Below are 25,888 nucleotides of genomic sequence, written 5' to 3' on the forward strand. Positions count from 1 at the left end.
TGCCTGCGGGTGCCTGGCCGTGATCCGGGCAAAACGGTCACTTGATCACCGGCCGGGCGAAGATCGATCCTGCTTGAATGGAAGCCCCCGCACGAAGGAGGGCCGATGACCGCTCGTGACCTGCTCCACGCGATCCAGAGCGAGCTCGCACCGCGCGACGACGACAACCAGCTCGTGCCGCTCATCGCAGCCGGCCGGGCGCCGCGGGCCGTGTTCGCCGCGATCGCGGCCGAGGAACGCTGGATCGTCCGCAGCGACTGGCGCAGCTTCCACGCGCTCGCCGCCCGCACCGACGAGCCGCGGGCTCGCGAGTTCTTCGGCGGGCTCGCCCCGGGTGAACAACTCGCGCTGGGCAAACTCGACGCGCTGGCCGCCGCGGCCGGCGACGACCCGGGCACCGAACTGCCGCGCGCCGGCTGTCAGGCGTACCCGGCGTACTTCGCGTGGCTCGCACTCAACGGTGAAGCGGCCGAAGCCGCCGTCGCGATCTTCGCGAACTTCGCCGCGTGGGGCCGTTACTGCGCCACGATCGCCACCGGGATGCGCGAGCACTACGGCTTTGCCGACGACGCGTGCGCGTTCTTCGACTTCTTCACCACCGACGCCCCGGAGATCGAGCAGCAAGCGCTTACCGCGATCCAGGCCGGCCTCGACGCCGGCCGGCTCGACGCGGACCGCGCCCGGACGTACGCGCGCCTGTTCCAGAGCTACGAGCTGATGTTCTGGAACACCCTCGCCGACGAGTTCCCCGCATGACGCTCTTCGCCGAAGCCGCCGGCCTCGACGCCGCCGACCCGCTGGCCGCCAAGCGCGCGGAGTTCGACCTCGACCCGGCCGTCGCGTACTTCGACGGCAACTCGCTCGGCGCGCCGCCGCGGCACGTCGCCGATCGGCTCGCCGCCGTCGTGCGCGAGCAGTGGGGCGGGCGGCTGATCCGGTCCTGGACCGACGGCTGGTGGGACGCGCCGGAACGCGTCGGCGAACGCATCGCGCCGCTCGTCGGCGCCGCGCCCGGGCAGGTCGTGGTCGCCGACTCGACGAGCGTCGACCTGTTCAAGGTGCTCGTCGCCGCGGTCCGGACCAACCCGGAACGGGGCGAGATCCTGCTGGACGCCGCGACGTTCCCCACCGACGGGTACGTCACCGAGCAGGTCGCGCGGCTCACCGGACACTCCGTCCGGCGCGTGCCGGTCGCCGAACTGCCCGCGGCGTGCGGAGCGCAGACCGCCGTGGTGCTCGTGAACCACGTCGACTACGTGACGGGCCGGCTGCACGACATGGGCGCGGTCACCCGGGCCGCGCACGCGGCCGGCGCGGCGGTGGTCTGGGACCTGTGCCACAGCGTCGGCGCCATCGAGGTGCGGCTCGACCACCACGACGTCGACTACGCCGTGGGGTGCACGTACAAATTCCTGAACGGCGGGCCGGGCGCGCCGGCGTTCGTCTACGTCGCGCGGCGGCACCAGGAGTGGTTCGACCAACCGCTCGCGGGGTGGGCCGGGCACGCCGACCCGTTCGCGATGGAGGCCGGTTACCGCGGCGGCGCGGGGATTTCGCGGGCGCGGGCCGGGACGCCGGACGTGCTGTCGCTGCTCGCGCTCGACGCCGCGCTGGACGTGTGGGACGACGTCGACCTCGCCGTGCTGCGTGCGAAAGGCCTCGCACTGGGCGATTTCTTCCTGCGCTGCCTCGACGAACTACTCCCGGGCGCCGACGTCCCGACACCCCGCGACCACGCGCGCGGCCACCAGATCTCCGTGCGGGTGCCCGACGCGCAGCGGGTCATGGCGGCGCTGCACGAGCGCGGCGTGCTGGGTGACTTCCGGCCGCCGGACGTGCTGCGGTTCGGGCTCGCGCCGCTGTACACGTCGTACGCCGAAGTGCTTCGCGCCGCCGAGACGCTGGCCGAGCTGACCTGACGGCAGGAATCGAAGGCGAACGGAATTCGCGGAAAATCGCGGTTTTCACCTCCGGGCCACGTCCGGCATCGCCCCTTCGGGTGAGCGACCGGGACAGTTCTCCACGGTTCCCGGCTATGATCGGTGCCGGCATTTCCGCTGGTGGGCGCACCGCTGCCCGGCGATCCGTGCTCGCACCGTGCTTGCCCGACAGTGCTTGCGAGACCACGGAAACCGCGCGCGGTCGAGGGGCGAAGGGGAACGGGATGGCCGGCGCACGGGTTCGCGAGGTCCCGCTTTCGCACCTCGTCACGCTCCTGATCGGTGTGGTCATCGGAATTGTCCTCGCGGAATTCGGCGACCTGTTCGTGCGGTTCCCGGTCGAATCGGCGCTCGTGGCCGTGCTCGTGTGCTCGGTGGTGGTGCTCGGCTGGGCGTGCCGCGAGATGCTGGGCGACCTCGTCCGCCGCGGCCGACGCTCCCGCGGCAGCGCTGAAGAGGACCTCGACTGGCCCGACCCGCCGCGTCTCGTGCTGTACCGCCCGAACGACCCGCGACCGAACGGCGTTCGGCGCTGAAATGTGGTAATCGATCCCGCGCGGACAGTGATTCCGCAGCTGGTGTAGTCCAATTCACGCCATTTCGTCTTCGCGGCCGTTCACCGCGCCGCGTAGGGTGATCGGCACGGACCGTCCGGTGCGTCCGTGACGGACCTCACCGACCAGTTTCGGCTTCGCGCGCCCGCAGTTGACGCCGCCATTAGCGCGCCGCAGGTCACGGCGGCACCGCCGTCCGGCCGATTACCCGTGCGACCGAGCGCACCCTCCCTGTGGCCGATTTTCCAAAGCCCTGCTTGGAGTTGTGAGACGGTCACCGGAACGCGACCAAGATTCGCATCCGGACTTGACGTGCCGATCCGGCCTGCATACCGTCGTCGCGGGCGATGGACCACGGTGAGTTGATCCGGCTGGTCGGAACCGGGTGAGAAAACCCCGGCGACCCGAATACCTCGTACTGCCGGAAGGAAAACGGACCACGGTGAAGCAGAATTCTGTTCGACGCAACCGCGGGTCGTCGATTCGATCCCGCGTGCTCGCGATCGCGCTGATTCCGAGTCTCGCTCTCCTGCTCGTCGGGGTCGCGCTGGCCGGCTACCTGATCACCGACGCGATCAAGGCGCGCGACTACGCGCGGAAGATCCGCACTTCGGAAGGCCCGGGCATCCCGTTCATCGTCGCCGCGGAGCAGGAGCGGCAGCTGTCGATGAGCCTGCTCGCCGGGCAGGACGAAGCGCGTCAGGCGCTGCAGGCCGCGCGGCCGAAGACCGACGCGGCCGCCGCGCAGATCAGCGCGGTGCTGCAAGGCAACTTCGCCGACGACAGCACCGTGCCGGCGAGCGTGAAGCAGAACATCGCGACCTTCGCCGGGCTGTACGCGAAGATGCCCCAGCTGCGCCGGCAGGTGGACGCCGGGCAGCTGCCGTTGCTGCAGACGTTCACCTTCTACAACCAGATCATCGACCAGTTCACCCAGGGCGTGGCGGGGCTCGCGCAGGCCGCGCGCGGCGCCGAGAACGCGTTCGCCCGCCTGTCGGCGATCCCGATCTTCAACGCCGCCGAGGAGATGCAGCGCAGCGACGCCCTCGCCTCGGCCGGGCTCGCGTCCGGTGGCCTCTCCGGTGACGAGCAGCGCGCGTACCTCGGGCAGATCGGTGCCTACCACGCGCAGCTCGAACAGTCCGTGCCGCAGATGCTCCCGCAGGTCCGCGCGGCCTACGACAAGCTCGTCGCGGGCGCGGACTGGCGCACCGTCACGCAGGTCGAGAACGCGTTCCTCGCGGGTGAGAAGCAGCTGCCCGTGCCGCAGCAGCAGTGGCGCAACTCCGCGCACCAGGTCGCCACCACCCTGATGACGATGTTCGTGACGCAGAGTGCGAACGCCACCAACGCGGCTATCTCCGACGCGGACGACACGCTGCGGGACTCGATCATCGCCGGTGCCGCGGCCGTGCTCCTCGCGATCATCGTCGTGTTCATCGCGCTGCGGCTCTCGAGCCGGTTCATCGCGCGGCTCGCGCGGCTGCGCGAGGACACGCTGGACGCGGCGGAGGTCCGGCTGCCCGAGCTGGTGGAGCGCGTACGGGCGGGCGAACCCGTCGACATCGACGAAGGCGGGCACTTCCTCGACCACGGCACCGACGAGATCGGCGAGGTCGCGGAGGCGTTCAACAAGGCCCAGCACGCGGCCCTCGCCGCGGCCGTCGAAGAGGCGAAGACCAGGGAGGGCACGAAGACGGTGTTCCTCAACATCGCCCACCGCAGCCAGGTCATCGTGCACCGCCAGCTCAAGGTGCTCGACGCGGCCGAGCGCAAGCAGGAGGACCCGGACCAGCTGGACACGCTGTTCCAGCTCGACCACCTCTCCACGCGCGCCCGCCGCAACGCCGAGAACCTGATCATCCTCGGCGGCGGCCAGCCCGGCCGGCAGTGGCGCAACCCCGTCGCGCTCACGGAGCTGGTGCGCGGCGCGGCGGCCGAGACAGAGGACTTCGCGCGCGTGAAGACGGCGACCCTGCCGTCGGTCGCCGTGCGCGGCCCGGTGGTCGGTGACCTCGTGCACCTGCTCGCGGAGCTGATCGACAACGCGACGTCGTTCTCGCCGCCGGAGTCGCGGGTGGAGCTGCGCGGCAACATCGTGGGCAAGGGCGTGGTGATCGAGGTCGAGGACCAGGGCCTCGGACTCGAGAAGGAGCAGGCCGACGAGTTCAACGCGATGCTCGCCGACCCGCCCGACTTCGGCATCATGGCGCTGTCCGACGAGCCCCGCCTGGGCCTGTTCGTGGTCGCGCGGCTCGCGTCGCGCCACGGCATCTCGGTGCACCTGCGCGAATCGGCCTACGGCGGGACGCGAGCGATCGTGCTGGTGCGCAAGGATTTGCTCGCGCCGGTCAGCGAAGTCGCGCCGGAGAGCACCGCCGACGAGGCGGCTCCGCCCGTGCCCGCGCAGGCCACCGCCGACCCGGTGCGCCTGAGCCGGGTGGGCCGGCGGGCGGCCCGGCTGCGGCCCGAATCGGCCCCGGCCGCGGCGCCCGCCCCGGCCGCACCCGTCCCGGTTGCCGCGGCCGCCCCGCCCGAGCCGCCGCCCGCGCCACCGCGAGCCGCCCGCGCGCCGCGGCAGCAGCAACCGGCGTGGCCCGCGCACGAGCCGCGGCCCGCGCCGGAGAACGGTCGGCCGCAGCAGCCCTACCGGCCCGAAGCGCCGGGACGGCCGCCGCTGCCGCAGCGGCGCCGCCAGCAGAACCTCGTGCCGCAGCTGCGCGAGGACCGTCCGGTGCAGGAGCACGAGGACGTGCGGGACGACTCACCCGAGCTCGCCCGCAACCGCCTCACCGCGTTCCAGCAGGGCACCCGGCGCGCCCGGGAGACGGACGTCGACTACGACAACAGGTACGGAGATCACGACTGATGGCCAACAACGGCGTCAACGAGCTCGACTGGTTGCTCGACGACCTCGTCAAGCGGGTCGCCGGTGCCGAGCGGGCAGTGGTGCTCTCGTCGGACGGGCTGCTCATCGGCCGGACGAGCAATCTGTCCGAAGAGGACGGTGAGCACCTGTCGGCGGTCGCCTCGGCGTTCCAGAGCCTCGCGCGGGGCACGGGACGCCACTTCGGCGGTGGCAACGTGCGGCAGACGATGGTGGAGATGGACCACGCGTTCCTCTTCGTGACGGCCGCCGGCCGCGGTGCGTGCCTCGCGCTGCTCGCCGACGCCGACGCGGACATGGGGCTCGTGGCCTACGAGATGAATCTGATGGTCAAGCGGGTCGGCGCGGTCCTCACCGCGGCGCCGCGGGCCGGAGTGGTCCAGCGGACTTCGCCATGAGCGGACGGCACGAGTCCTGGTTCGACGACGAGGCCGGCCCGCTCGTCCGGTCGTACGCGGTCACGGGCGGGCGCACCCGGTCCGACACGCTCGGGCTGGACCTGATCACACTCGTCGTCGCGATGCGCACGGCGCGCGAGGTGGCCTCGATCGAGCCTGAATACGCGCAGATCCTGAGCCTGTGCCAGAAGCCGACGTCGGTCGCCGAGGTGGCCGCGCGCGTGGACCTGCCCCTGCCGGTGGTGAAGGTGCTGCTGAGTGATCTGATCGAGCACAACCTCGTGCTGTTCCGCACGGCGGCGCCTCCGACCGAAGCTCCCAACAAACACGTACTCCAGGCGGTTCTCGATGGCATCCGGAAGCTCTGACCCCCGGCGCTCACTGACCGCGACCGCGGTCAAGGTGCTGATCGCCGGCGGGTTCGGGGTCGGCAAGACCACGATGGTCGGCTCGGTCAGCGAGGTCCCGCCGCTGCGCACCGAAGAGGTGATCACGACCGCGTCGGAGGGGATCGACGACCTCGCGGGCGTGGAGCAGAAGACCACCACGACCGTGGCGCTGGACTTCGGCCGCATCACGATCAACCCCGATCTGATCCTGTACCTGTTCGGCACGCCCGGGCAGGACCGGTTCTGGTTCATGTGGGACGAGCTGGCGGAGGGCGCGCTGGGCGCCGTGGTGCTGGCCGACACGCGGCGGCTCGAATCCTGCTTCGCCGCGGTGGACTTCTTCGAGCGCCGCGGTCTGCCGTTCATCGTCGGGGTGAACTGCTTCGACGGCGCGTACCGGTACGGCACAGAAGAGGTCCGGGCCGCCTTGGACCTCGACCCGGACGTTCCCCTGTTGCTGTGCGACGCCCGCGAGCGGGAGTCGACCAAGCAGGTGCTGACGATCCTCATGGAACACGTGATGAAGCACAACGACCTGGCGGCCGCGGGTTACTGACCCGCTTTGGCCGAGGAGCGCTTGAGGCGGCCCAGCGCGAACGCGCCCGGCCCGGTGACGGCGATCGTCAGGAAGATCCACGAGTACAGCGCGGCCGGCTCGCCCATGTTCTGCATCGGCAGCAGGCCCATCGGCGCGTGGACGGTGAAGTAGGCGTACGCCATCACGCCCGACAGGACGATCGCGGCCGGTCGCGTCGCGACGCCCAGCAGGATCAGCACGGCGCCGACGACTTCGATCACGCTGGCCCAGAAGCCGGGGAAACTGCCGAACGGCACAGCTGCGCCGTGGCCGTCGATGCCGCCGAAGAAGCCGAAGCCGGCCAGGCCGTGGATCAGGAACAGGACCGACGTGACGACGCGGAACAGGGCCAGCACGATCGGGCGGACGCGTTCGGTGAGCTTGGTGGTGCTGGTGGTGGCGGTGGTGGTCTGGGTGCGGGTGATGGTGGTCATTTCGAGTTCCTCTCTCGGGTGCCTTCACCCACGCGTCGATCGGGCTCACCGCGGATCGACACCACCGCTGAACTTTCTTCCGGCGGTTTTGGGAGACTGTCCCGATGGCTGCCAAACACAGCGCCGGCCTGCTGCTCTTCCGCCGGCGCGCCGAGGTCGAGGTGCTGCTCGCGCACATGGGCGGGCCGTTCTGGGCGAAGAAGGACGAGGCCGCCTGGTCGCTGCCGAAGGGTGAGCTGGAGGACGGCGAGGACCCCGCCGCGGCGGCTCGGCGGGAGTTCGCCGAGGAACTCGGCCTGCCCGCGCCCGAGGGCGAGTGGCACGCGCTGGGCGACGTCCGCCAGTCCGGCAAGGTCGTCACCGCTTGGGCGGTGGAGGCGGACCTCGACCCGGCCGCGATCGTGCCGGGGACCTTCGAGCTGGAGTGGCCGCCGCGGTCCGGGAAGAAGCAGGAGTTCCCGGAGGTGGACCGCGTCGGGTGGTTCGGGCTGGCCGTCGCCGCGGAAAAGCTGGTGAAGGGGCAGCGGGCGTTCCTGGACCGGCTTGCCGACGTGGTCTAGGCCAGTAGCTCCAGGACCTCGGCGAGCGGTTTGGCCGTGAACGACGGCAGCACCAGGTCGGCGTGGCCGAAGTCGAGGCTCACGGTGATCGGGTTCGGCACCGCGACCGTCGGGATGTTCGCGGCTTTCGCCGCGCTGACGCCGTGGGGCGAGTCTTCGAACGCGATGGCCTCGGCCGCCGTGACGCCGAGGGTGGCCAGCGCGGCGAGGTAGGTGTCGGGGCGGGGTTTGGCGGCATGGACGTCGCCGGTCTCGACGGACGTGAAGCGGGCGGCGAGGCCGAGGCGGTCGAGCTGGCCGTGGACCCACCCGCCGCTGGAGCTGGACGCCACACCGAGCGTGAGCCCTCGCGCGGCGGCTTCGTCGAGGTAGCCGAGGACGCCTTCGCGCGGGCCCTCGGCTTCGAGCAGTTCGCGGACGCGGGCGCGCATGCTCGGCCGCAGCCGTTCCGGGTCGATGCCCGCGACGTGCTCGGCCAGCAGCTCGAACATCGTCGCGGCCGTGTTCTGCGTGCCGATCACGGTGTGCCACACGTCGATCGGGAGTTCCACGCCGTGGTCGCGGAACATCTCCTGCCACGACTGCAGCACGGCGGCTTCGGTGTCGGCCAGCGTTCCGTCGAAGTCGAAGATCAGCGCTCGCGTGGCCACGGGTGCCAGCTTGCCGGACGGGAGGTGCGGTGTCAGCGCGGTGTGAAGAACTCCGCAAGCACCGGGGCGAGGGCCTTGGCCTTCACGAGGTGCGTCTGGCCGGGCAAGGTGCGGTAGGTGGCCCCGGCGAGGTTCTTCGCCAGCGCTTCGCAGCCCGCGCGCATCCACTTCGGGCTCTTGCCGCCGTCGATGACGAGTGACGGCGCGGTGAGGCCGGACCAGCGGCCTTCGGGCAGCGGACGGCCGGACTGGTGACCGTCCATGAGCGCGACGTCGTACGGGAGCGTGTGGGCGACGCGCTTGAGCTTGGGCCACGCGGGCATGAGGCCCATCATCGCGACCATCGGCGCGGGGAGGCCGACGCCGACCCGCATGAAGATCCGGACGGCTTCGCCGGGCTTGCCGTTCTCCAGCGCGGTGTCGAGGCTCGCGGCGTACTCGGGGCCGAGCGGCTTGCGCGAACCGTCGACGACGAACGGCGGTTCGTACACGGCGACGCGGTTCACCGGGACGCCACGGTGGGCGGCTTCCAGTGCGAGCGCGGCGCCCGACGAGATGCCGAAGAGCCCCGCTTCGCCGCCGGCTTCCTTCACGAGGGCGGCGACGTCCTCCACCTCACGCTCCACGTCGTAGGGCTGGGTGTCACCGCTTTCGCCGCGGCCACGCCGGTCGTAGGTGTAGACGGTGAAGCGGTCCGCGAGTTCGTTCGCGATGGCGTCGTTGGGCGTCGAGCCGCGGAAGCACAGGGCGCCGTCGACGAGGACGAGCGCGGGGCCGGAGCCGGTGCGGGTGTAGCCGAGGGTCGTGCCGTCGGCGGAAACGGTGGTGGGCATGGGAGTTCCTCCTCCTTGGTGTAGTCAGCGGGTGGTGGTGCCGGTGTTACTGGTGACGGCGAGCCAGGTGAACGCGAGCACGACGGCGGCCCAGAAGCCGAGCACGACCGCGGGGCTCGCCGAACCGGAGGCGACGCCGAGGAAACCCACGAGGAACAAGACTCCGGTGGCGCGGGAGTACCGGCGGTAGTTCTTGGTTCCCTTGACGGTGAAACAGGCGCCGGCGAAAGCCAGGAATCCGATTCCGGCCGTGCCGAGGTGCAGCAGCCCGTGCCAGGAGCTGCCGGTCGGGTCCGCGGTGAACAGGCCGGCGGCGATGAGACCGGCGCCGAAGACGGTGATGAGGACGGCCGATCTGCGATCCCGGGTTCTTCGGAGACCGGCCGCGGCGGCGATCGTGAGCAGGCCGGTGACGACGAAGTTGGTGATCTGGATCCAGCCGAGCGGGCCGAGGGCCAGGTAGCTGACGTCGTCGTGGAGCGGGTCGAAGCCGGTCCGGGTGAGTGCCTGGGCCAGCGCCGTGGCGAGGTAAACGGGGCCGGCGGCGGTTCCGCAGGCCAGGAGGGCGCGGGTCGGGACGACCGGGGTGGCCGGTGCGGTGATGGTCATCGTCGTCTCCCTCGGTTGGTGGGGAGAACAGTCGCACCGAACGATCTGATTGTCAAGACAAAAAAAGTGTTCGGTAGGGTACGAGGCGGCCCGACGGGTGGTTCTGCGCAGGTCAGGAGGGGCGGCGGAGGGTGATGAGGGTGATCTCGTTGGGCGCGAAGACGCGGAACGGCGGGCCCCAGAAGCCGGAGCCGCGGCTGTTGTAGAGCTGGGTCAGGCCGTGGGTGGTCAGGCCCGAGAGGGTGGGCTGGTCGAGGCGCACGAGCAGGTGGAAGGGCCAGATCTGGCCGCCGTGCGTGTGCCCGGAGATCTGCAGGTCGACGTCAGCTTCCCGGGCCCGGGCGACCTGCTTGGGCTGGTGGGCGAGCAGGACGACGGGCACGGCGGGATCTCTGCCGGCGAGCGCGGCGGGCAAGTCGGGGCCGTGGCCGGGCAGGCCGGAGGCGGCGCCGGTGGGGTCGTCGATGCCGGCGAAGAGCACGCGGTCACCGCCGCGTTCGACGAGGGTGCTGCGGTTGTGGAGCGTGTCCCAGCCGAGGCTCGCCATGTGGTCGAGCCAGGCCTGTGCTTCGCCGAAGTACTCGTGGTTGCCGGTGATGTAGAAGCGGCCGAGCGCGGCCTGGACGCCGCCGAGCGGGTCGACCTGCTTGCGCCGCTTGGCGACCGACCCGTCGGCGAGGTCGCCGGCGTGGCAGACGACGTCGGCCTGGAGGCGGTTGAGCTCGCTGACCAGCTTCTCGGACCACTTGGTGCGGTCGAGCGGACCGTAGTGCGTGTCGGTGATGACGGCGATGCGGAGGCCGTCGGCGCCCCGGCCCAGCTGGGGGAGGACGACGTCGACCTCCTTGACCGGCGGGACGCGCATGGCGACGCGGTTGCCGGTGATCAGCAGCGCCGCGGCCACGACGAGCGTCGCGGCGGCGACGATGCGTGGGCGCGTGGGGTCGTCGACGCCCCCGAGGAGCAGCGCCAGGCGCAGGACGTGGCCGAGCACGCTCCAGGTGAACAGGACCCAGGCGATGCCGAGCAGGACGTCGCCGGTCCTGGCGGCCGCGTCGTTCTGCTTCGGGCCGTGGCCCTGGAACATCAGCACGGGGAAGGCGAGCATCGCGCCCGCGAACAAGACGGTGCCGGCGATCGTGGCCGCCGCGGGCCAGTCCGGCAGCAGCACGAACACCGACCACGGCTCCCCGAACACCAGGAGCAGGGCCGCGACCAGGGCGGCAGCCCGACGAATCCGACGCACCACGGTTGCCGTCCCTTCGATCTGGTCTACCCAGAGTAGCCGGATTCCGAGGTTAACGGCCCGATGGGCTGTTAGGAGCGGTTCACCTGGTCCAGCGACTGCGTAATCGCTCAGGTGTTCGATACCGTGGTGGACATGAGGCGATCGGTCAGGGTGTGCAGCATCGGGAACCTGGATGTGACGAGGGAGGTGTCGCGGTGCGTCGCGCTGTCGGTCGAGGAGGCGGCGGCGTTCCGCGCGGTGGGGGATGCGTTGTCGGGCGGGTTGGACGCGCTGATCAGGGGCGAGGTGGACCTGGAGACGGCGGTGGATCGGGCGGTGCTGGCGGGCGAGCTACCGGTGGAGCAGGCGCGGTTGGCGGTGTCGGTCATGGCGCCGGGGAGGAAGGAGTGGAGCTGGGTGACGTGAGGGGTGGTCCATTGTGGACGTACGTTGTGGAGGGTGGGCCGTGGTGGGTGTGCGGGGGATGGGGTGAGGTGAGTCGGGCAAGGGCGTGGATGTGGAGTGAGTGGAGCGCGACGTCCGGGCGTTTGCGACGCTGGTGGGCTTCGGGGAACAGCTTGCTGGGAGGCTAAAGCCGGCGTGGCGCAGTAGGTGCGTGCCAGTTGAGGGTGGTGCCGACGAAGCTTGCGACGGCTTGGCTAACCGGAATGGCCGAGGTGGGGAAAGAGGGCGCGGGCTGTCGTCATCGCGCCCGTCATCGCGCCCGTCACCGCGCACATCACCGTGCTCGTCATCGTGGGAGGGAGCCGGCGTGGGTGCCGGCGAGGTGGCCGAGGCCGAGGGCCGCCAGGAGGCCGTTGCCGGAGCTGTAGCCGGCGCCGCCGGTGGCGCCGCTGATGCCGGTGGCGACGCCGCCGGTGGCGTAGAGGCCGTTGATGACGCCGGTCGCCGTGGTGGGGCGGGCGTGGTGGTCCACGAGGACGCCGCCTTGGGTGTGGAAGAGGCCGGGTACGGAGCGGACCGCGACGTAGGGCGGCTTCAGGGGTCCGAACCCCCATTCGGTGCGGCCCCACTCGTCATTGTCGTCGCCGGTGGCGGTGGTTGCGGCGGAGGCGAGGGTGGCGCCCAGGGCCGGTTCGTCGACGCCGCAGAAGGTGGCGAGGTCGGGGATCGTCGCGCACTCGCGGGCGCCGCCCATGGCGACGAGTTCGGCGAACTCCTGTTCGTGGCTCGCGACGTAGTCGCGGATGGTCGTGTCGAACACGACGTGCCACGGGCCGGGGGCGCCGAGCACGGCGTCGGCGAAGCCCGAGTAGCCGCGGGATTCGTCGCCGAAGCGGTGGCCGGTTCCGTCGATCAGCACGCCGCCCATCTCGACCGTGGTCCACGACGTGATGGAGCCGTGCGGGTACGCGACGGCTGCGTAGCCCTGGTACGCGGTGGTGTTGCCGAGGCGGCCGCCGAGTTCCAGCGCCCACTTCAGGGATTCGCCGGTGCTGCCGGGGGAACCGAAGTACTCGAAGTCGGCGATCGCGGGTGCCCACTCGCGCAGGAGTTCGCGGTTGGCGGCGAAGCCGTTGCCGGCGAGGACGACGGCGCGGGAGGTGATGTCGTAGGTGCCGCTGCGCGGACCGGACACCCGCACGCCGTGCACACCGTCCCCGTCGTGCAGGAGGGCGGCCACCGGCGAGTGCACCAGCACTTCGGTGCCGGTCGCGCGTACTGCGCGCAAGAGGTCGGCGACGAGGTCGCGGCCCTTGCGCGAGGGCGGCGCGTGCAGCCGCGGGACGGAGTGGCCGACGTGCCTGTAGTCGGTGATCAGGCGCAGGTCGATCCCGTGCGCGTCGATCAGCCACTCGACCAGGCCGGCGGAGCCGGCGGCCAGCAGCCGGGCGAGGTCGTCGGCGTCGTGGGTGCCCGACTGGGCCAGCAGGTCGGCGGCCAGCCGGTCGGCCGAGTCCTCGATACCCGCCTCGGCCTGGAAGCGGGTGCCGGCGCCGGGCACCGAGCCGGTGGACAGCGCGCTGTTGCCGCCCGCGGTCTCCGCCTTCTCCAGCACGACCACGCTGGCGCCGGCGTCGTGGGCGGCCAGCGCGGCGGTGAGCCCGCCGCCACCGGCGCCGACCACGATCACGTCGACTTCGGGTTCGCCGGCGGTCATGCCGAGAGCTCCTCGAGGATCTTGGCGGTGCTCGCGACGTCGGCGTACTTCTGCGCCATGTCGAACAAATTGGCCTGGTGCACGGTCGGTGTGCGGTCGTACACGGCGTCGTGCGGCACGGCGACGCGGAAGTTGTACGCGAACGCGTCGACCACGCTGGAGCGCACGCACCCACTGGTGGTGCAGCCGGTCACGACGAGCGTGTCCACCGCCCGGTCGATCAGGTAACTCACCAGCGGTGTGCCGAAGAACGCGCTCGGGTGGCGTTTCGGCAGCAGCACGTCACCTTCGACGGGCGCGACCTCGGCCACGAAGTCGTACCCCCGCTCCGGAACGTCCATGATGGACGGAACCTTCGCGCCGAGTCGCCCGGTGTCGTAGGCCGCTTTCGGGGCCACGTAAGGGTAGAGCACGGGCCGGCCCGCTTCGCGGAACGCGGTCAGCAGCCGGCTGATGTTGGCCACCGCGTCCCAGCCGGCCTGGCCGCAGCTCGTGCGGTAGTCCTGCGCCACCGATTCGAAGAACGGCTTGGGCGTGTTGCCGACGGTGCGGTACTGCACGTCGATGATCAGCAGCGCCGGCCGTTCGCCCAGCCCGGACGGGCGGCCGAACCCTGCCGCCTCGTAGCGGGCTTCGTCGTCGGCGGTGATCACGTCGGACCACGGGCGGTCGCTCATGCCGGCGCCCCCTTCTCGGTGTCGAGGGCGGCCAGCGCCGCGCGGCCGCTGCGGGGCCGGAACAGGTACTGCCCGCGCGGAGCCTGCACTTCGCCGTCGCGCACGGAGAAAACGCCGCCCAGCACCGTGTGCTGCACGCTCACCTTCGACTCCCAGCCCTCCCACACCGAATAGCCGGCGCCGGAGTGCTGGGTCTCGGCCGCGACCGTGGCCGGCTTGGCCGGGTCGATCACGACGAGGTCGGCGTCGGCGCCGATCGCGATGGCGCCCTTGCGCGGCCACAGGCCGAACAGCTGAGCCGGGCGCGTCGCGGTGAGGTCCACGAGCCGCTCCACCGGGATCCCGCGGGTGAAGTGGCCTTCACTGAGCAGCAGCGGCAGCAGCGTGCCCGTGCCGGGGAAACCGGCCGAGGCGCTCCACAGGTCCTTGTCCTTCGCGCTGAAGTGGCGGGGAACGTGGTCGGAGCCGATCACGTCGACGCGGCCGTCGGCCACGGCCTCCCACAGCGCCTCGCGGTCGTCCCGCGTGCGCAGCGGCGGGTTCACCTTGCCGCGGGAACCGAGGCCGGAGTCGATGCCGAGCGTGAGGTAGTGCGGGCACGTCTCCACGAACACGTCCGGGTACTCAGCGCGCTGGCGCTCGAGCGCCGCGAGCGCTTCCCGGCTGGTCACGTGCACGGCGTAGCTGGAGGCGCCGACGACGCTCGCGAGGTAGGCGACGCGGCCCTCGGCCTCGGCCTCCACGTACGGCGGGCGCACGGCGTGCCAGGCGTCGAGGCCGGCGTCGGGGTCCTTGCTCAGCCGTTCGCGCAACCGCCAGACGAGCTCGATGTTCTCCGCGTGCTGGGCGATCATCGCGCCCGCGTCGGCGGCGGCCTGCAGCGCGTCGAAGAGGAACGAGTCGTCGTTGCCCGGCAGGTTGAGGTAGGCACCCTCGTTGCCGCGGAAGTTGGTGAAGACCTTGTAGCTCGACACGCCCAGATCACGCGCGTAGTGGCCGATCGAGTCGACGTGTTCCGGGGTCACCACGCAGAAGTGGAACCCGAAGTCGGTGTGGGCGTGTTCGGCCATCAGGTCGCGCGCCGTGGGGAAGAGCTCGTCGTAGGGCTGCGGGCTCATCAGGTACGCCAGCATCGTGGTCACGCCGCCCGCGGCGGCCGAGGCGGTTTCCGCGGCCGCGTCCTCGACGGTCTTCGGCACGGACAGGTCCTGCCCGAGGTGGACGTGGGCGTCGATGGCGCCGGGCAGCACCCAGCGGCCGGTCACGTCGACGGTCTCGGCGGCCGGGAGTTCGTCGTCCGGCGCGCAGAGCGCGGCGATCTTCCCGTCGCGGACGCAGACGTCCACCGGGCTCAGTCCCGTGCCGGGCAGGACGACTTCGCCGCCGTGCAGTCGCAGGTCGTACGGTTTCATTCGGTGGTCCTTCCCGCGTACTTCTCGTCGAGAGCGTCGAACAGCGGCTTGCGCACCAGGTTCTGCCGGTCGGCCCAGCTGATGATCGCGTCGCCGATTTCGGTGGTGTCGCCGTGGTCCTTCAAGTGGCGCAAGGCGATCCGCATGCCGGCCACGGCGCCGCGCATCGCCGTGTTGGCGTAGAGCGCGATCGCGAAACCGAGCTCCCGCAACCGTTCGAGCGGCAGGATCGGGGTCAGCCCGCCCTCGACCATGTTGGCGACGTGCGGGCCGGGCACCCGTCGCGTGATCTCGGCCAGCTCCTCGGGCGAACCGGGCGCCTCGACGAAGATGATGTCGGCGCCCGCTTCGAGGTAGGCGGCGGCGCGGTCGCAGGCCGCGCTGAGGCCGTGGACGGCGCGGGCGTCGGTGCGCGCCACGATGAGGAGGTCGTCGCTCGCGCGGGCGTCGACGGCGGCGTGGATCTTGCCGATCATCTCGTCGGCCTCGATCACGTCCTTGCCGGCGAAGTGGCCGCAGCGCTTGGGGGAGACCTGGTCTTCGAGCTGGATCGCGTTCGCGCCGGCGCGCTCCAGGGTGCGCACGGTCCGCTGCACGCCCAGCGCGTTGCCGAACCCGGTGTCCGCGTCGACCACCAGCGGCAGGCCGACCGCGTCGCGGGTCGCTTCGACGTGCCCGGCCAGCTCGGGCAGCGACAGCAGGCCCACGTCGGGTGCACCGAGGTAGGTGTTGGTGATGCCGGCTCCGGAGAGGTACACGGCCTCGAAGCCGGCCTCCTCCACGACCCGGGCGGTGAGCGCGTTGGGGGCGCCGGCCAGCAGCAGCGGCTGCCGTCCGGGGGCGGTCACCCGCTCCCGGAGCCGGGCGCCCAGAGAACTCGTCACGGGGTACTACTCCTTGTCTTCGTCGAGCCCGCCGGGGCTGTCGGGCACGGTGGTGTCGAACAGCGAGAGCGCGTTGTCGAGCGAGTGCTGCAGGTGCTCGCCGAGCAGGCGCGCGGCCAGCTCGGCGTCACCCGCGGCCATCGCGCGCAGCACTTCGCGGTGTTCCTGGTACGCGTCGCGCGCCCGCCGGGGCTGGCGGCCCGAGCGGGAACGGGCGAGCTGGATCTGGTTGTTCGCGTCGCCGAAGGCGCGCAGCATCGACTGGTTGCCGGACAGGGCGACCACGCGGTGGTGGAAGTCGAGCTCACCGGGATAAGCGGTGTCCACATCGGACTCGAGGACCTCTTCCGTGGCGCCCAGCAGGTCGTCGAGGTCCTGCAGGTCCTCGGTGTCGGCCCGGCGCACCGCCAGCCGCACGGCGTGCGTCTCCAGCGCGGTGCGCAGCTCGTACAGGTCGCGCAGCTCGGCCGCGTCGAAGGTGCGGACGTAGGACCCGCGGTGCGGGACGACGGCCAGCAGTCCTTCGCTGGCCAGCCGCTGGATCGCCTCGCGCAGCGGTCCCCGGCTGATGCCCAGCGCGCGGGCGAGCTCGACCTCGTTCAGCCGCTGCCCGGGCTGGAGCTGGCCGTCGAGGACCATGCCGCGCAGCACGTCGAGGCTTCGCCCGGCGTAGGTGTCGGTCCGTCGTTCCAAGGGGGGCGGTGTCGCCATGTCCTGCCTTCTCCGGTCGGGTTCAGTGGGCGCGCAGCACGGTCGCGCGGGTTTCCTTCAGCCGCACTGCCGCGGCGAGTGTGATCAAGGCTGTCACCACGAGGAAACCGGCCGGCGCGAGGCTGCTTCCCGTGCGCTGGACGAGCCAGGTGCAGATGTAGGGGGCGGTGCCGCCGACCGCGGTGCTCGCGAGGTTGAAGCCCAGCGCGATCCCGCTGTAGCGCACGCGAGTGGTGAACAGTTCGGCGAACGTGGAGAACGCCACGGCCATCAGCGCCGATTCGGGCAGCCCGAGCACGACCTGGGCGAGCAGCGCGGGCACGTAGTGGCCCGAGTTCATCACCATGAAGACCGGGAAGGTGAGGACGAGCGTGGCGATCGTGGCGCCGAGGAACACCGGTCGTCGGCCGATGCGGTCCGACAGCGCGCCGAACGCCGGCATCGCCGCGCACGAGACGATCAGCGTGACGGTCGTCGACCAGAACGCCTCCCGTGAGCTGAACCCGCCGACGCGCTGCAGGTGGATCGACGCGTACACGTAGGCGACGTAGTAGAGGGCGAACAGCAGGATCGAAAGGCCAAGCGTGCGGACCAGCGGGCCGCGGTGGTCGGTGAACAGCTCGCGCACCGGCGCCTTGGCCACTTCGCCGCGGGCCGCGAGGTCGTGGAACTGCCGGGAGTCTTCGAGCTTGAGCCGGATCCAGATGCCGACGGCGCCGAGCGGCAGGCTGAGCAGGAACGGCAGCCGCCAGCCCCACGCCGCCATCTGCTGGGTGGTGAGCACGCTCGTGAGCGTCGTGACCACGGCGGACGCGAGCAGCGCACCGCCGAGCGCGCCGAACTGGACGGTGGAGCAGAGGAAACCGCGGCGCGCGGGCGGCGCGTACTCGGCCACGTACGACGCGGCTCCGCCGACTTCACCGCCGGCCGCGACGCCCTGCACGCACCGGGCCGCCACCAGCAGGAACGCCGCCGCGCTGCCGATCGCCGCGTAGGTGGGCAGGACGCCGACCAGGAAGGTCGCCGCGCACATCGCGAGGACGGTCGTGGCCAGCATGCGCTTGCGGCCGAGGCGGTCGCCGAGGTGGCCGAAGACCAGCCCGCCGAGCGGCCTGAGCGCGAACGCGGCGGCGAACGTCGCCAGGGTGGCGAGCAGGGCCGCCGTCGGGTCCGAGCCGGACGCGAAGAAGACCACCGCGAGCACCGTCGCGAGGTAGCCGTAGATGCCGAAGTCGAAGTACTCGACGATCGACCCGACGAGGCCCGCGGCGACGACCCTGCGGTCGACGTTCGCCGGTACGGCCGTGACGGGTTCTGCGGTGGGCTGCACCGCTGCGCTGGGATTTTCCATGGCTTCCAGCCTTCGGTTTCGACCAGGGGGACTTGGGTTGGGGAGAACCATAAGAAGCGCAGTGTCTGCTGTCAACAGTTTGCAGCCGACAGGATGGGCTGCTGGAATGACGCGTGGATGAGCCGCGTCGGCGACGCTCGGTTGGTGAGGTCTTGACGGCCTGGCGCGATCGCTCGAGCGCGTCGCGGCCGGTCCGGCCGGTTGCGCTCGGCTCTACTGTGGACGGATCACGCGCGCGAGGCGCGCCACTGCTCGACGGTTTCGTCGACGTCGAGGGGCCAGGCGCGCAGCGGCGGGCCTTCCTGAGGGCGGCGGTGGGCTTCGCGGATGCGGGCGTTGAGGTCCTCGACGATCTCGCGCACCCGCTGCTCACTGCGCACGGCGGCGAGTTTCTTCGGCAGGTCCTGGATCTCGCGGGGCAGCGCGAGCGAAGGGGGCAGGAAGGAGCTCACTTCGACGTCGCCGTCCCTGGCGCGCCGCAGGGCCCAGTCCGTGGCGGCGTCGCGCCCGGTCGGCGGCGGGAGGGGTTTGCCGGCCCCCGGCAGGTCCTCGAAGTCGCCCCGCGCCTCGGCGGCCGCGATCTGCCGGTCGACCCACGACCCGAACGACATCCCGTGCGGCTTGCGCTCGGCCACCTCGATCACCTCCGATCCCCGCCCAGGTTAGCCGCGCGGTCGCGTCCGCGGACGGGTCGAAGGTCCCGACCCACCCGGTACGATCCCCGACGACCGATCGGCGCCGGAGCGGGGAGTGGCTGCGACGATGACCGTTGACGACGAAGCCGGCGCTGGTCAGGGCCCCTCCGAAGCCGAACTGCGCCGCCGGGGCGTGTGCACCGAAGCCGAGCGCATCGACCGCACGCTCGCGCTGCTCTGGCGAGACCGCGACACGACCCCGCCCGAACCCACCCGTGGCCGGCGCCCCACGCTGACCATCGGGCAGATCATCCGCGCGGCCATCGGGGTCGCCGACGCGGACGGGCTCACGGCGACGTCGATGCACCGCGTCGCCAAGGAGCTCGGCGCCGGCACGATGACCCTGTACACCTACGTGCCCGGCAAAACCGAGCTCGTGGACCTGATGGTCGACGACGTCCTCGTCGAACGCGGGCTGCCCGGCCCGGGCGAACCGCGCTCCGGCGACTGGCGCGCGCAGGTCGAGCTGTACTCCGACCGCACGCGGGAAGCACACCGCCGCCACCCGTGGCTGCGCGAGATGTCGCGCGTGCGCCCGGCGCTCGGGCCGGGCCAGCTCGCGGGCCAGGAGTACGTGTTGTCCACTGTGGACGGTCTCGGCCTGTCCCCGCGCGAAACGGTCGCCGCCGCCAACAGCATCACCAGCTACGTCGACGCCAACGCCACGCTCGAAGCCGAGAGCATCCACCTGGAACGCAGCACCGGCCAATCGACCGACGCGTGGTGGAACCAGCGCTCCGCCTTCTGGACCAAGTACTTCGACATCACCGCGCACCCGGCCATGAACGCCACCTGGCTCGCCGGCGGCTTCGCCACCACCGCCGGCGAACAAGCGGCCGCCGCCTACGAATTCGGCCTCGCCCGCCTCCTCGACGGCATCGCCCACCAGGCGGCTCGCGCCACCGGGTGAACGGCCCCTTGTTCGATCGCGCGCGTTCGCGCGGTGGGCATCCGCCGCACGTTCTTCCGCGCGGCTGACCGCGAAGTGTACTCGCGTCGGACTCCCGCCTTCGATGCATCGCATCGGCAGGCGGCGGCCGATGCGATGCATCGAGCACGTGTGCCGCGCTCGATCGCGCGCGGTCACTCGCTGGACGAGTGCGCGCGGCTCGCTCGCGCATCGCTGATCACCGCACGGTCTGCCGCCGGTTGCCGCGCGGGTTTCGGCGAGCGTGCGCGGCCGAATTCCCGGTCGTGGCGGCCAGTTCGGTGCGTCGAGGACGCCGATCGGACTGACCGCCCTGCCGGAACAGTCGCGTGCTGCCGCGGGCAGATCGGTGTGTCGGCCCAACGGCCGAAGCGGGACCCCGTGCGTCGAGAACGTCCGGACGGGCCACGGCGCGACGGCTCAGCGGGCGCCGCGGGCGAGGGCGCGGGCGATGACGTTGCGTTGGACCTCGCTGGTGCCCTCGCCGATCTCCAGGATTTTCGCGTCGGCGTAGAAGCGGGAGATGGTGGACTCGCGGATGAAGCCGTAGCCGCCGTGGATCTGGACGCTTTCGCTGGCCGCGCGGTTGGCGACTTCCGACGCGTAGAGCTTCGCCATGGCGGCCGCGGTGCTGAACGGGCGGCCCTGGTCGCCGAGCCAGGCGGCGTGGTAGACGAGCCAGCGCGCGGCCGCGATCTCCGTCGCCATGTCCGCGAGTTTGTGGCCGACGGCCTGGAAGCGGTGGAGCCGCTGGCCGAACTGCTCGCGTTCGCCGGCGTGGCGGACGGCGAGGTCCAGGGCCTTCTGGGCCAGGGACAACGACAGCGCGGCGACGCTGATCCGCCCGCCGTCGAGGACCTCGAGGAACTGCCGCAAGCCGGCGCCCTCGTCGCCGATGAGGTGGTCGTCGGGCAGCCAGCAGTTCGCGAACACGAGTTCGCGGGTGTCGAGGGCGTGCCAGCCGAGCTTCTTCAGCGGCTGTCCCTTCGTGTACCCCGCAGTGCCGTCGGGGACGAAGAAAGTGCCGTACCGCTTGCCGCCGTCCTCGTCGGAGCCCGTGAGCGCCAGGACGGTGACGCCGAGGCTCATCTCGGTGCCCGCGTTGCTGATGAACATCTTCGTGCCGTCCAGCAGCCAGCCCCCGTCGGCCCGGCGGGCGCGGGTGCGGATGCCGGCGGCGTCGGAGCCCGCCGTGGGTTCGGTGAGGCCGAACGCGCCGATCGCTTCGCCCGACGCGAGCGGGCGCAGCCAGCGCTCCTTCTGCTCGTGCGTGCCGAACGTCGCCAGCGGCAGCGACGCGATGGTCGAATGCGCGTTCCACGCCGAGGCGATCGACTGGTCGGCCGCGCCGAGTTCTTCCATGGCAGCCACATAGGACACGAACCCGGCGTCGGCGCCGCCGTACTTCTCGTCGACCAGCATGCCCATCAGGCCGAGCCGGCCGAGGTCGTGGAACACCTCGACGGGGAAGTGGGAGCGCTCCGACCAGTCGGCGGCGTGCGGCGCGATCTCCTTGGCGGCGAAGTCCCGGCAGAGCTGCTTCAGCGCGACGGTTTCCTCGGGCAGGTCGAAGTCCATCAGTGCTCCTCGGGCTTCAGCAGGATCTTGAGGTGGCTGCCGCGGTCGGCTTCGAGTTCGGCGAACGCGTCGAGCCCGGCCGAGAGCGGCCGCACGCCGGTGAGCATCGGCGTGGCGTCGAGGCGGCCCGTCGCGATGAGGTCGAGCACCCGCGGGATGTCGAAGTTGTAGCCCAGCGAACCCAGCACCGTGCGCTCGAACGGCACGATTTGCGTGATCGGCAGCGACGCGGCAGCACCGCTGATCCCGCACAGCACCGCGCGCCCGCCGCGGCGCACGGTGTTCACCGCCAGCTCCACCAGCTCGGGGTGGCCCGTCGCCTCCACCACCACGTCGGGCCCGACGCGGCCGGTGCGCAGGAACACCTCGCGGCGGACGTCGGCCTGGGCCGGGTCGAACACCTCGGTCGCGCCGATCTCGGCCGCCTTGCGCGCGCGATCGGGCACGGGCTCGCTCACGTAGAGGCCTGCCGCCCCCGCGAGCTTCGCCGCCAGCAGCGCCGCGATCCCGATCGGGCCGGCGCCCAGCACCAGCACGTGATCACCCGGCTGGACGCCGGCGCGCCGGATCGCGTGCAGGCCGACGGCGAGCGGTTCGGCCAGTGCCGCCAGCTCGTCGGACACGCCGTCGGGGATCGGCACGAGCCCTTCGACGGGCACGGTCACCTTCGACGCGAACCCGCCGTCGGCCGCGAGGCCGATCGAGCCGCCCTTCGCGCAGATGTGGTACTCGCCGTGGGTGCACCAGCGGCACACCCCGCAACGCAGGCACGGGTCCACCGCCACGCGCGTGCCGACTTCGACGCCGGGCACCGGCGAACCGAGCGCCACGACCGTGCCGCTCATCTCGTGCCCGAGGGTGAACGGTGGTTCGAGACCGGTGAGCGGGTGCGGTCCGGTGCGGATGAGGTTGGGGCCGTGCGCGTACTCGTGCAGGTCGGTGCCGCAGATCCCGCAGCAGGACACGGCGAGCACCGCCTGGCCCGGTCCCGGCGCCGCCGGTTCCGGCACGTCGTCCAGGCGCAGCTCGCCCTTGGCGTGCCAGCGCAGCGCGTGCACGCGACCACCTCCGAACTGGAGTTGTTTTTTCGAACAGTCGGTACAAGAATCGTGGTTCCCGGCGTGATGTCAAGGGGCCGGGCGAAAACCACTGAACGGCAAGGGCAGGAGCGTGATGACTTCCACCCGGGTGAGCGACCTCGCCACGGCATTCGACGGCGACCCGAACGCATTGGCCGAGATGTACCGGCGCATGCGGCTGATCCGGCAGTTCGAGGACCGGGCGGCTCGGCTGTACCGCAACAACGAGATCCCCGGCTTCCTGCACCTGTCCATCGGCCAGGAGGCGTGCGCGGTCGGCGCGTGTCAGGCGCTCGACGATCGCGACGTCGTCACGTCCACGCACCGCGGCCACGGCCACTGCATCGCGAAAGGACTCGACGTCGAGGGCATGTTCGCCGAGCTCATGGGCAAGGAGACCGGCACGTGCCGCGGCCGCGGCGGGTCGATGCACATCGCCGACCCGCGCAAGGGGATCTTCGGGGCGAACGGGATCGTCGCGGCCGGCCTGCCCATTGCGGTCGGCGCGGGCACCGCCGCGCAGCTGCGCGCGGAAGGTGGCGTGGTATTGGCGTTCTTCGGCGACGGCGCGGTCGCGCAGGGCATGTTCCACGAAGCGGCGAACCTCGCTTCGGTGTGGCAGCTTCCGGTGATCTTCTTCTGCGAGAACAACAAGTACGCCGAGTTCTCGCCGATCGCCACGCAGACGCGCGCGTCGCTGGCCGACCGGGCGCCCGGGTACGCGCTTGCCTACCACCACGTGGACGGCAACGACGTCGCCGCCGTCGCGTCGCTGGTCGACGGCCTCGTGCGGGACCTGCGCGCGGGCGGCGGTCCCGTGCTGGTCGAGGCCGACACCTACCGCTGGCACGGCCACTACGAAGGCGACCCCGAGAAGTACCGGGAACCCGAAGAACTCGCGGAGTGGAAGGAACGCGACCCGCTCGTGCGCGCGGCCGCCCGGCTGCGGGAGCTGGGCACGGACGTCGCCCCGCTCGACGCGGAGGTCGACAGGGAGATCGAAGCGGCCGTCGACGCCGCGCGCGCCGCGGCCGAGCCGTCGCCCGACACGTTGCACCACTTCGTGGGGGTGCCCCGCGAACCCGTGCCGGAACCACCCGAGGCGACGGGCGAGATCTTCCGGACGATGGACGCGATCCGGGGTGCGCTGGACCACGAGCTGGCCGCCGACGACGCCGTGTTCCTGGCCGGCATCGACGTCGGCGCCGGCGGCAACGTCTTCGGCCTGACCCGGGGACTCGCGGAGAAGTATCCCGGCCGCGTGCGGGACACGCCCATCTCGGAGAGCGCGATCATCGGCGCCGGCGTGGGCGCGGCGATGGCCGGGCTGCGGCCGGTCGTGGAGCTGATGTACTTCGACTTCGTCGGCGTGTGCCTCGACCAGTTGATGAACCAGGCCGCCAAGCTGCGGTTCATGACCGGCGGCGCGGTGAGCCTGCCGATGGTCGTGCGCACGCAGTTCGGGGCGGGGAAGTCGTCGGGCAGCCAGCATTCGCAGAGCCTCGAAGCGCTGCTCGCGCACATCCCGGGCCTCACCGTGGTGATGCCGTCGACGCCGGCGGACACCTACGGCCTGCTGCGCGCCGCGATCCGCGACCCCAATCCCGTGGTGTTCGTGGAGAACCGCCTGATGTACGGGCGCAAGGGACCGCAGCCGCCGCCCTCGCACCTGGTGCCGCTGGGCCGGGCGGCGGTGCGCCGGTCCGGGACGGACGTCACGCTCGTGTCGTACTCGAAGCTGGTGCACGACTGCGTCGACGTCGCGGAAGAGCTGGCGGGCGAGGGCATCAGCGTCGAGGTGATCGACCTGCGCACGATCGCGCCGCTGGACACCGCGACAGTCCTGCAGTCCCTGGCGAAAACCGGCCGGCTGGTGGTGGCGCACCAGGCCGTGGGCGACTTCGGCGTGGGCGCGGAACTGGCCGCGGTGGCCGCTCGCGAGGGCTTCTGGACGCTCGACGCCCCCGTGCTGCGCGTCGGCGCCGAGCGGACGCCCGCGCCGTACGCGCCGTCGCTGGAACGGGTGTGGTTGCCGTCCAAGGAAAGGATCGCGTCGGCGGTACGGGAGTCGGCCCGCGCGTGACTACGCTGCCCGCATGGATTCCGGCCAGGTCTCGGTGTGGGTGCCGATCGTCGTCGCGGTGCTGGGCATCCTGGGGGTGGTGAGCGGCCAGCTGATCAACGTCTGGCGCGAAGACCGCCGCTTTGCCCGCGAAGCCGAACGCGACGACCGGCGCTGGGCTCGCGAACGCCAGCGCGACATCGACGCCCATTGGCGGGAGAAGCGTTTCGACGTGCACGTCTCCGTCCTCGCCGCCTTCCGCGACTGGGACCGCGCCCTGGCGAAACCCGTCGCCGCGCGCGAGGCCGGGCACGAGCCGGACGGCCCGACCGCCGACGAGCTGGTCGCACTCGAGGACCAGGCGCAGCAGGTGCTGTCCGGCCTGATGGTCTTCGGCCCCGCGGCCCTCGCCACCGCCGCGGACAACGTCTACGTCGACTTCCGCCGGTGCCACGACTACGCGCTGGGCCGCCGGGAGCTAAACGCGCCGGTGAAAGAGCAGCGTTACCTCGTGATCCTGCTGGACGGGCTTCGCCGGCAGGTCCGCGAGGCCCTCCAGATCACGGGGGAATCCGACGCCGAACCGGAGCCCACCATGGCCGGCCGCGGCCGGGACGCGCGGCCGCGCGCCGTCGACGGGGCGAAACCGGCTCGCGGCTAAGCCGGCACCCGGGCCCGGAACTCGGCCACCCGTTCCTCCAGGTTCGCCACGTCGTAGCCCGGGCTGCAGAAGCCCGAGATCAGCGTCGCGCAGTACTCGCGGGAGAGGAACGCCGCGTCCCAGGGGCCGTCGGGGCGGGCCCACTGGTAGGTGTGGTTGTGGAGGTTCAGGAACTGCAGCATCGCGAGCCGCGGGTCGACGCGGCGGAAGGCGCCGGTGTCCATGGCCGCGGTGAGGAGGTCCAGGACGATGCGCTCGAACTCGCGGCGCTGGCGCAGCAGGCGGGCGCGGTTGGCGCCGCGCAGGTGGCGGTAGTCGTGCTCGTACACCCAGATGTGGTCGAGCCGTTCGAGGATGATGTCGAGCAGGGTCTCCGACAGCAGACGCAGTCGTAGGACCGGGTCCTCGTCGAGGGCGGCGATGCGGCGCGCCGCGGTGAGCAGGGGCCGCAGGACGCGGTCCTGGATCTCGACGAGGAGGTTCTCCTTCGAGCCGATGTAGTAGTAGAGCGCGCCCTTCGCGAGCCCCGCGACCTGGCCGATCTCCGCGATCCCCGTGGCGGCGTAGCCCTGCTTGGCGAACAGCGCCGCCGCCTGGTCGATGATCTCCTGGCGCTTGACCTCGTAGCCGGGTCCGTGTCCCGGTGGTCTCGGCATGGTTCCCCTCCGC

At 71.6% G+C, this 25,888-nt stretch carries 27 protein-coding genes; 12 read left to right on the forward strand and 15 right to left on the reverse strand.

Annotated features, from left to right (window positions below; all coding sequences use genetic code 11):
* Nucleotides 1-105 precede the first annotated feature (105 nt).
* The 7 genes from ACIA77_RS17815 to ACIA77_RS17845 all read left to right on the forward strand — a co-directional run bounded on the left by ACIA77_RS17815 (nucleotide 106) and on the right by ACIA77_RS17845 (nucleotide 6,724).
* Entirely contained in the window at nucleotides 106-756 is a 651-nt protein-coding gene (locus ACIA77_RS17815; protein ID WP_395886961.1) for a transcriptional regulator, read from the forward strand.
* The gene (kynU, locus tag ACIA77_RS17820; RefSeq protein ID WP_395886962.1) at nucleotides 753-1,919 is read left to right on the forward strand and encodes a kynureninase; all 1,167 of its coding nucleotides are present in this window, start codon (nucleotides 753-755) and stop codon (nucleotides 1,917-1,919) included. Before ACIA77_RS17815 ends, kynU begins: the two co-directional genes overlap by 4 nt.
* Nucleotides 1,920-2,164: 245 nt before the next feature.
* Nucleotides 2,165-2,476, forward strand: coding sequence for a hypothetical protein (locus tag ACIA77_RS17825; protein ID WP_395886963.1), 312 nt, complete (start codon nucleotides 2,165-2,167; stop codon nucleotides 2,474-2,476).
* Between the two features lie 460 nt (nucleotides 2,477-2,936).
* On the forward strand, nucleotides 2,937-5,363 hold the full coding sequence (locus ACIA77_RS17830; RefSeq protein ID WP_395886964.1) for a nitrate- and nitrite sensing domain-containing protein: 2,427 nt from the start codon (nucleotides 2,937-2,939) through the stop codon (nucleotides 5,361-5,363).
* Complete coding sequence (locus ACIA77_RS17835; protein ID WP_395886965.1) at nucleotides 5,363-5,779, forward strand: roadblock/LC7 domain-containing protein; 417 nt, start codon at nucleotides 5,363-5,365, stop codon at nucleotides 5,777-5,779. Before ACIA77_RS17830 ends, ACIA77_RS17835 begins: the two co-directional genes overlap by 1 nt.
* On the forward strand, nucleotides 5,776-6,147 hold the full coding sequence (locus ACIA77_RS17840; protein WP_395886966.1) for a DUF742 domain-containing protein: 372 nt from the start codon (nucleotides 5,776-5,778) through the stop codon (nucleotides 6,145-6,147). The genes ACIA77_RS17835 and ACIA77_RS17840 overlap by 4 nt, the downstream gene beginning before the upstream one ends.
* A complete protein-coding gene (locus ACIA77_RS17845) occupies nucleotides 6,128-6,724 on the forward strand; it encodes a GTP-binding protein (RefSeq protein ID WP_395886967.1) in 597 nt (198 codons plus the stop codon). Before ACIA77_RS17840 ends, ACIA77_RS17845 begins: the two co-directional genes overlap by 20 nt.
* On the opposite strand, the gene ACIA77_RS17850 is transcribed toward ACIA77_RS17845, so the two are convergent.
* Nucleotides 6,718-7,179, reverse strand: a complete 462-nt coding sequence (locus ACIA77_RS17850; RefSeq protein WP_395886968.1) for a DoxX family protein — start codon at nucleotides 7,177-7,179, stop codon at nucleotides 6,718-6,720. The two genes, ACIA77_RS17845 and ACIA77_RS17850, sit on opposite strands and share 7 nt — an antisense overlap.
* 104 nt (nucleotides 7,180-7,283) lie before the next feature.
* Here ACIA77_RS17850 and ACIA77_RS17855 point away from each other — a divergent pair, with 104 nt between their 5' ends.
* Nucleotides 7,284-7,739 carry an NUDIX domain-containing protein gene (locus ACIA77_RS17855; protein WP_395886969.1) on the forward strand — a complete coding sequence of 152 codons (456 nt, stop codon included), beginning with the start codon at nucleotides 7,284-7,286 and terminating at the stop codon, nucleotides 7,737-7,739.
* Here ACIA77_RS17855 and ACIA77_RS17860 read toward each other — a convergent pair.
* From ACIA77_RS17860 to ACIA77_RS17875, 4 genes are all read right to left on the reverse strand, one after another.
* Nucleotides 7,736-8,389 (reverse strand): HAD family hydrolase, encoded by a 654-nt coding sequence (locus tag ACIA77_RS17860; protein WP_395886970.1) that lies wholly within the window; start codon nucleotides 8,387-8,389, stop codon nucleotides 7,736-7,738. The genes ACIA77_RS17855 and ACIA77_RS17860 overlap by 4 nt on opposite strands.
* Before the next feature lie 32 nt (nucleotides 8,390-8,421).
* Nucleotides 8,422-9,222 carry an alpha/beta fold hydrolase gene (locus tag ACIA77_RS17865; protein ID WP_395886971.1) on the reverse strand — a complete coding sequence of 267 codons (801 nt, stop codon included), beginning with the start codon at nucleotides 9,220-9,222 and terminating at the stop codon, nucleotides 8,422-8,424.
* A 24-nt stretch (nucleotides 9,223-9,246) separates the two neighbouring features.
* The gene (locus ACIA77_RS17870) at nucleotides 9,247-9,831 is read right to left on the reverse strand and encodes a DUF998 domain-containing protein (protein ID WP_395886972.1); all 585 of its coding nucleotides are present in this window, start codon (nucleotides 9,829-9,831) and stop codon (nucleotides 9,247-9,249) included.
* A gap of 112 nt (nucleotides 9,832-9,943) precedes the next feature.
* The gene (locus ACIA77_RS17875; RefSeq protein WP_395886973.1) at nucleotides 9,944-11,080 is read right to left on the reverse strand and encodes a metallophosphoesterase; all 1,137 of its coding nucleotides are present in this window, start codon (nucleotides 11,078-11,080) and stop codon (nucleotides 9,944-9,946) included.
* Between the two features lie 111 nt (nucleotides 11,081-11,191).
* Here ACIA77_RS17875 and ACIA77_RS17880 point away from each other — a divergent pair, with 111 nt between their 5' ends.
* A complete protein-coding gene (locus ACIA77_RS17880) occupies nucleotides 11,192-11,485 on the forward strand; it encodes a hypothetical protein (RefSeq protein WP_395886974.1) in 294 nt (97 codons plus the stop codon).
* Between the two features lie 325 nt (nucleotides 11,486-11,810).
* Here ACIA77_RS17880 and ACIA77_RS17885 read toward each other — a convergent pair whose 3' ends face one another.
* From ACIA77_RS17885 to ACIA77_RS17915, 7 genes are all read right to left on the reverse strand, one after another.
* Complete coding sequence (locus ACIA77_RS17885) at nucleotides 11,811-13,181, reverse strand: FAD-dependent oxidoreductase (protein ID WP_395886975.1); 1,371 nt, start codon at nucleotides 13,179-13,181, stop codon at nucleotides 11,811-11,813.
* Nucleotides 13,178-13,858, reverse strand: a complete 681-nt coding sequence (locus ACIA77_RS17890; protein WP_395886976.1) for an isochorismatase family protein — start codon at nucleotides 13,856-13,858, stop codon at nucleotides 13,178-13,180. Before ACIA77_RS17890 ends, ACIA77_RS17885 begins: the two co-directional genes overlap by 4 nt.
* Entirely contained in the window at nucleotides 13,855-15,270 is a 1,416-nt protein-coding gene (locus ACIA77_RS17895; RefSeq protein ID WP_395886977.1) for a dihydroorotase family protein, read from the reverse strand. The genes ACIA77_RS17890 and ACIA77_RS17895 overlap by 4 nt, the downstream gene beginning before the upstream one ends.
* Nucleotides 15,267-16,154, reverse strand: coding sequence for an oxaloacetate decarboxylase (locus ACIA77_RS17900; protein ID WP_395886978.1), 888 nt, complete (start codon nucleotides 16,152-16,154; stop codon nucleotides 15,267-15,269). The genes ACIA77_RS17895 and ACIA77_RS17900 overlap by 4 nt, the downstream gene beginning before the upstream one ends.
* A gap of 6 nt (nucleotides 16,155-16,160) precedes the next feature.
* The gene (locus tag ACIA77_RS17905; protein WP_395886979.1) at nucleotides 16,161-16,865 is read right to left on the reverse strand and encodes a GntR family transcriptional regulator; all 705 of its coding nucleotides are present in this window, start codon (nucleotides 16,863-16,865) and stop codon (nucleotides 16,161-16,163) included.
* A 22-nt stretch (nucleotides 16,866-16,887) separates the two neighbouring features.
* Entirely contained in the window at nucleotides 16,888-18,216 is a 1,329-nt protein-coding gene (locus ACIA77_RS17910; RefSeq protein WP_395886980.1) for an MFS transporter, read from the reverse strand.
* Between the two features lie 227 nt (nucleotides 18,217-18,443).
* Nucleotides 18,444-18,851 carry a DUF1992 domain-containing protein gene (locus tag ACIA77_RS17915; protein ID WP_395887044.1) on the reverse strand — a complete coding sequence of 136 codons (408 nt, stop codon included), beginning with the start codon at nucleotides 18,849-18,851 and terminating at the stop codon, nucleotides 18,444-18,446.
* Nucleotides 18,852-18,978: 127 nt separating this feature from the next.
* On the opposite strand from ACIA77_RS17915, the gene ACIA77_RS17920 reads away from it, so the two are divergent.
* Nucleotides 18,979-19,821 (forward strand): TetR/AcrR family transcriptional regulator, encoded by an 843-nt coding sequence (locus tag ACIA77_RS17920; RefSeq protein WP_395886981.1) that lies wholly within the window; start codon nucleotides 18,979-18,981, stop codon nucleotides 19,819-19,821.
* 438 nt (nucleotides 19,822-20,259) lie between these two features.
* Here the strand turns inward: ACIA77_RS17920 and ACIA77_RS17925 are convergent, their stop codons facing one another.
* Nucleotides 20,260-21,417: an acyl-CoA dehydrogenase family protein gene (locus tag ACIA77_RS17925; protein WP_395886982.1), complete on the reverse strand. Its 1,158-nt coding sequence runs from the start codon at nucleotides 21,415-21,417 to the stop codon at nucleotides 20,260-20,262.
* On the reverse strand, nucleotides 21,417-22,475 hold the full coding sequence (locus tag ACIA77_RS17930; RefSeq protein ID WP_395886983.1) for an alcohol dehydrogenase catalytic domain-containing protein: 1,059 nt from the start codon (nucleotides 22,473-22,475) through the stop codon (nucleotides 21,417-21,419). The genes ACIA77_RS17925 and ACIA77_RS17930 overlap by 1 nt, the downstream gene beginning before the upstream one ends.
* Nucleotides 22,476-22,590: 115 nt before the next feature.
* On the opposite strand from ACIA77_RS17930, the gene ACIA77_RS17935 reads away from it, so the two are divergent.
* Both ACIA77_RS17935 and ACIA77_RS17940 read left to right on the forward strand, forming a co-directional pair.
* A complete protein-coding gene (locus ACIA77_RS17935) occupies nucleotides 22,591-24,579 on the forward strand; it encodes a pyruvate dehydrogenase complex E1 component subunit beta (RefSeq protein ID WP_395886984.1) in 1,989 nt (662 codons plus the stop codon).
* Between the two features lie 13 nt (nucleotides 24,580-24,592).
* Nucleotides 24,593-25,219 (forward strand): hypothetical protein, encoded by a 627-nt coding sequence (locus ACIA77_RS17940; RefSeq protein ID WP_395886985.1) that lies wholly within the window; start codon nucleotides 24,593-24,595, stop codon nucleotides 25,217-25,219.
* On the opposite strand, the gene ACIA77_RS17945 is transcribed toward ACIA77_RS17940, so the two are convergent.
* The gene (locus tag ACIA77_RS17945) at nucleotides 25,216-25,875 is read right to left on the reverse strand and encodes a TetR family transcriptional regulator (protein WP_395886986.1); all 660 of its coding nucleotides are present in this window, start codon (nucleotides 25,873-25,875) and stop codon (nucleotides 25,216-25,218) included. The two genes, ACIA77_RS17940 and ACIA77_RS17945, sit on opposite strands and share 4 nt — an antisense overlap.
* Nucleotides 25,876-25,888 lie beyond the last annotated feature (13 nt).

It is taken from the genome of Amycolatopsis sp. NPDC051903, from assembly GCF_044452505.1.
Classification (GTDB): Bacteria; Actinomycetota; Actinomycetes; order Mycobacteriales; family Pseudonocardiaceae; genus Amycolatopsis.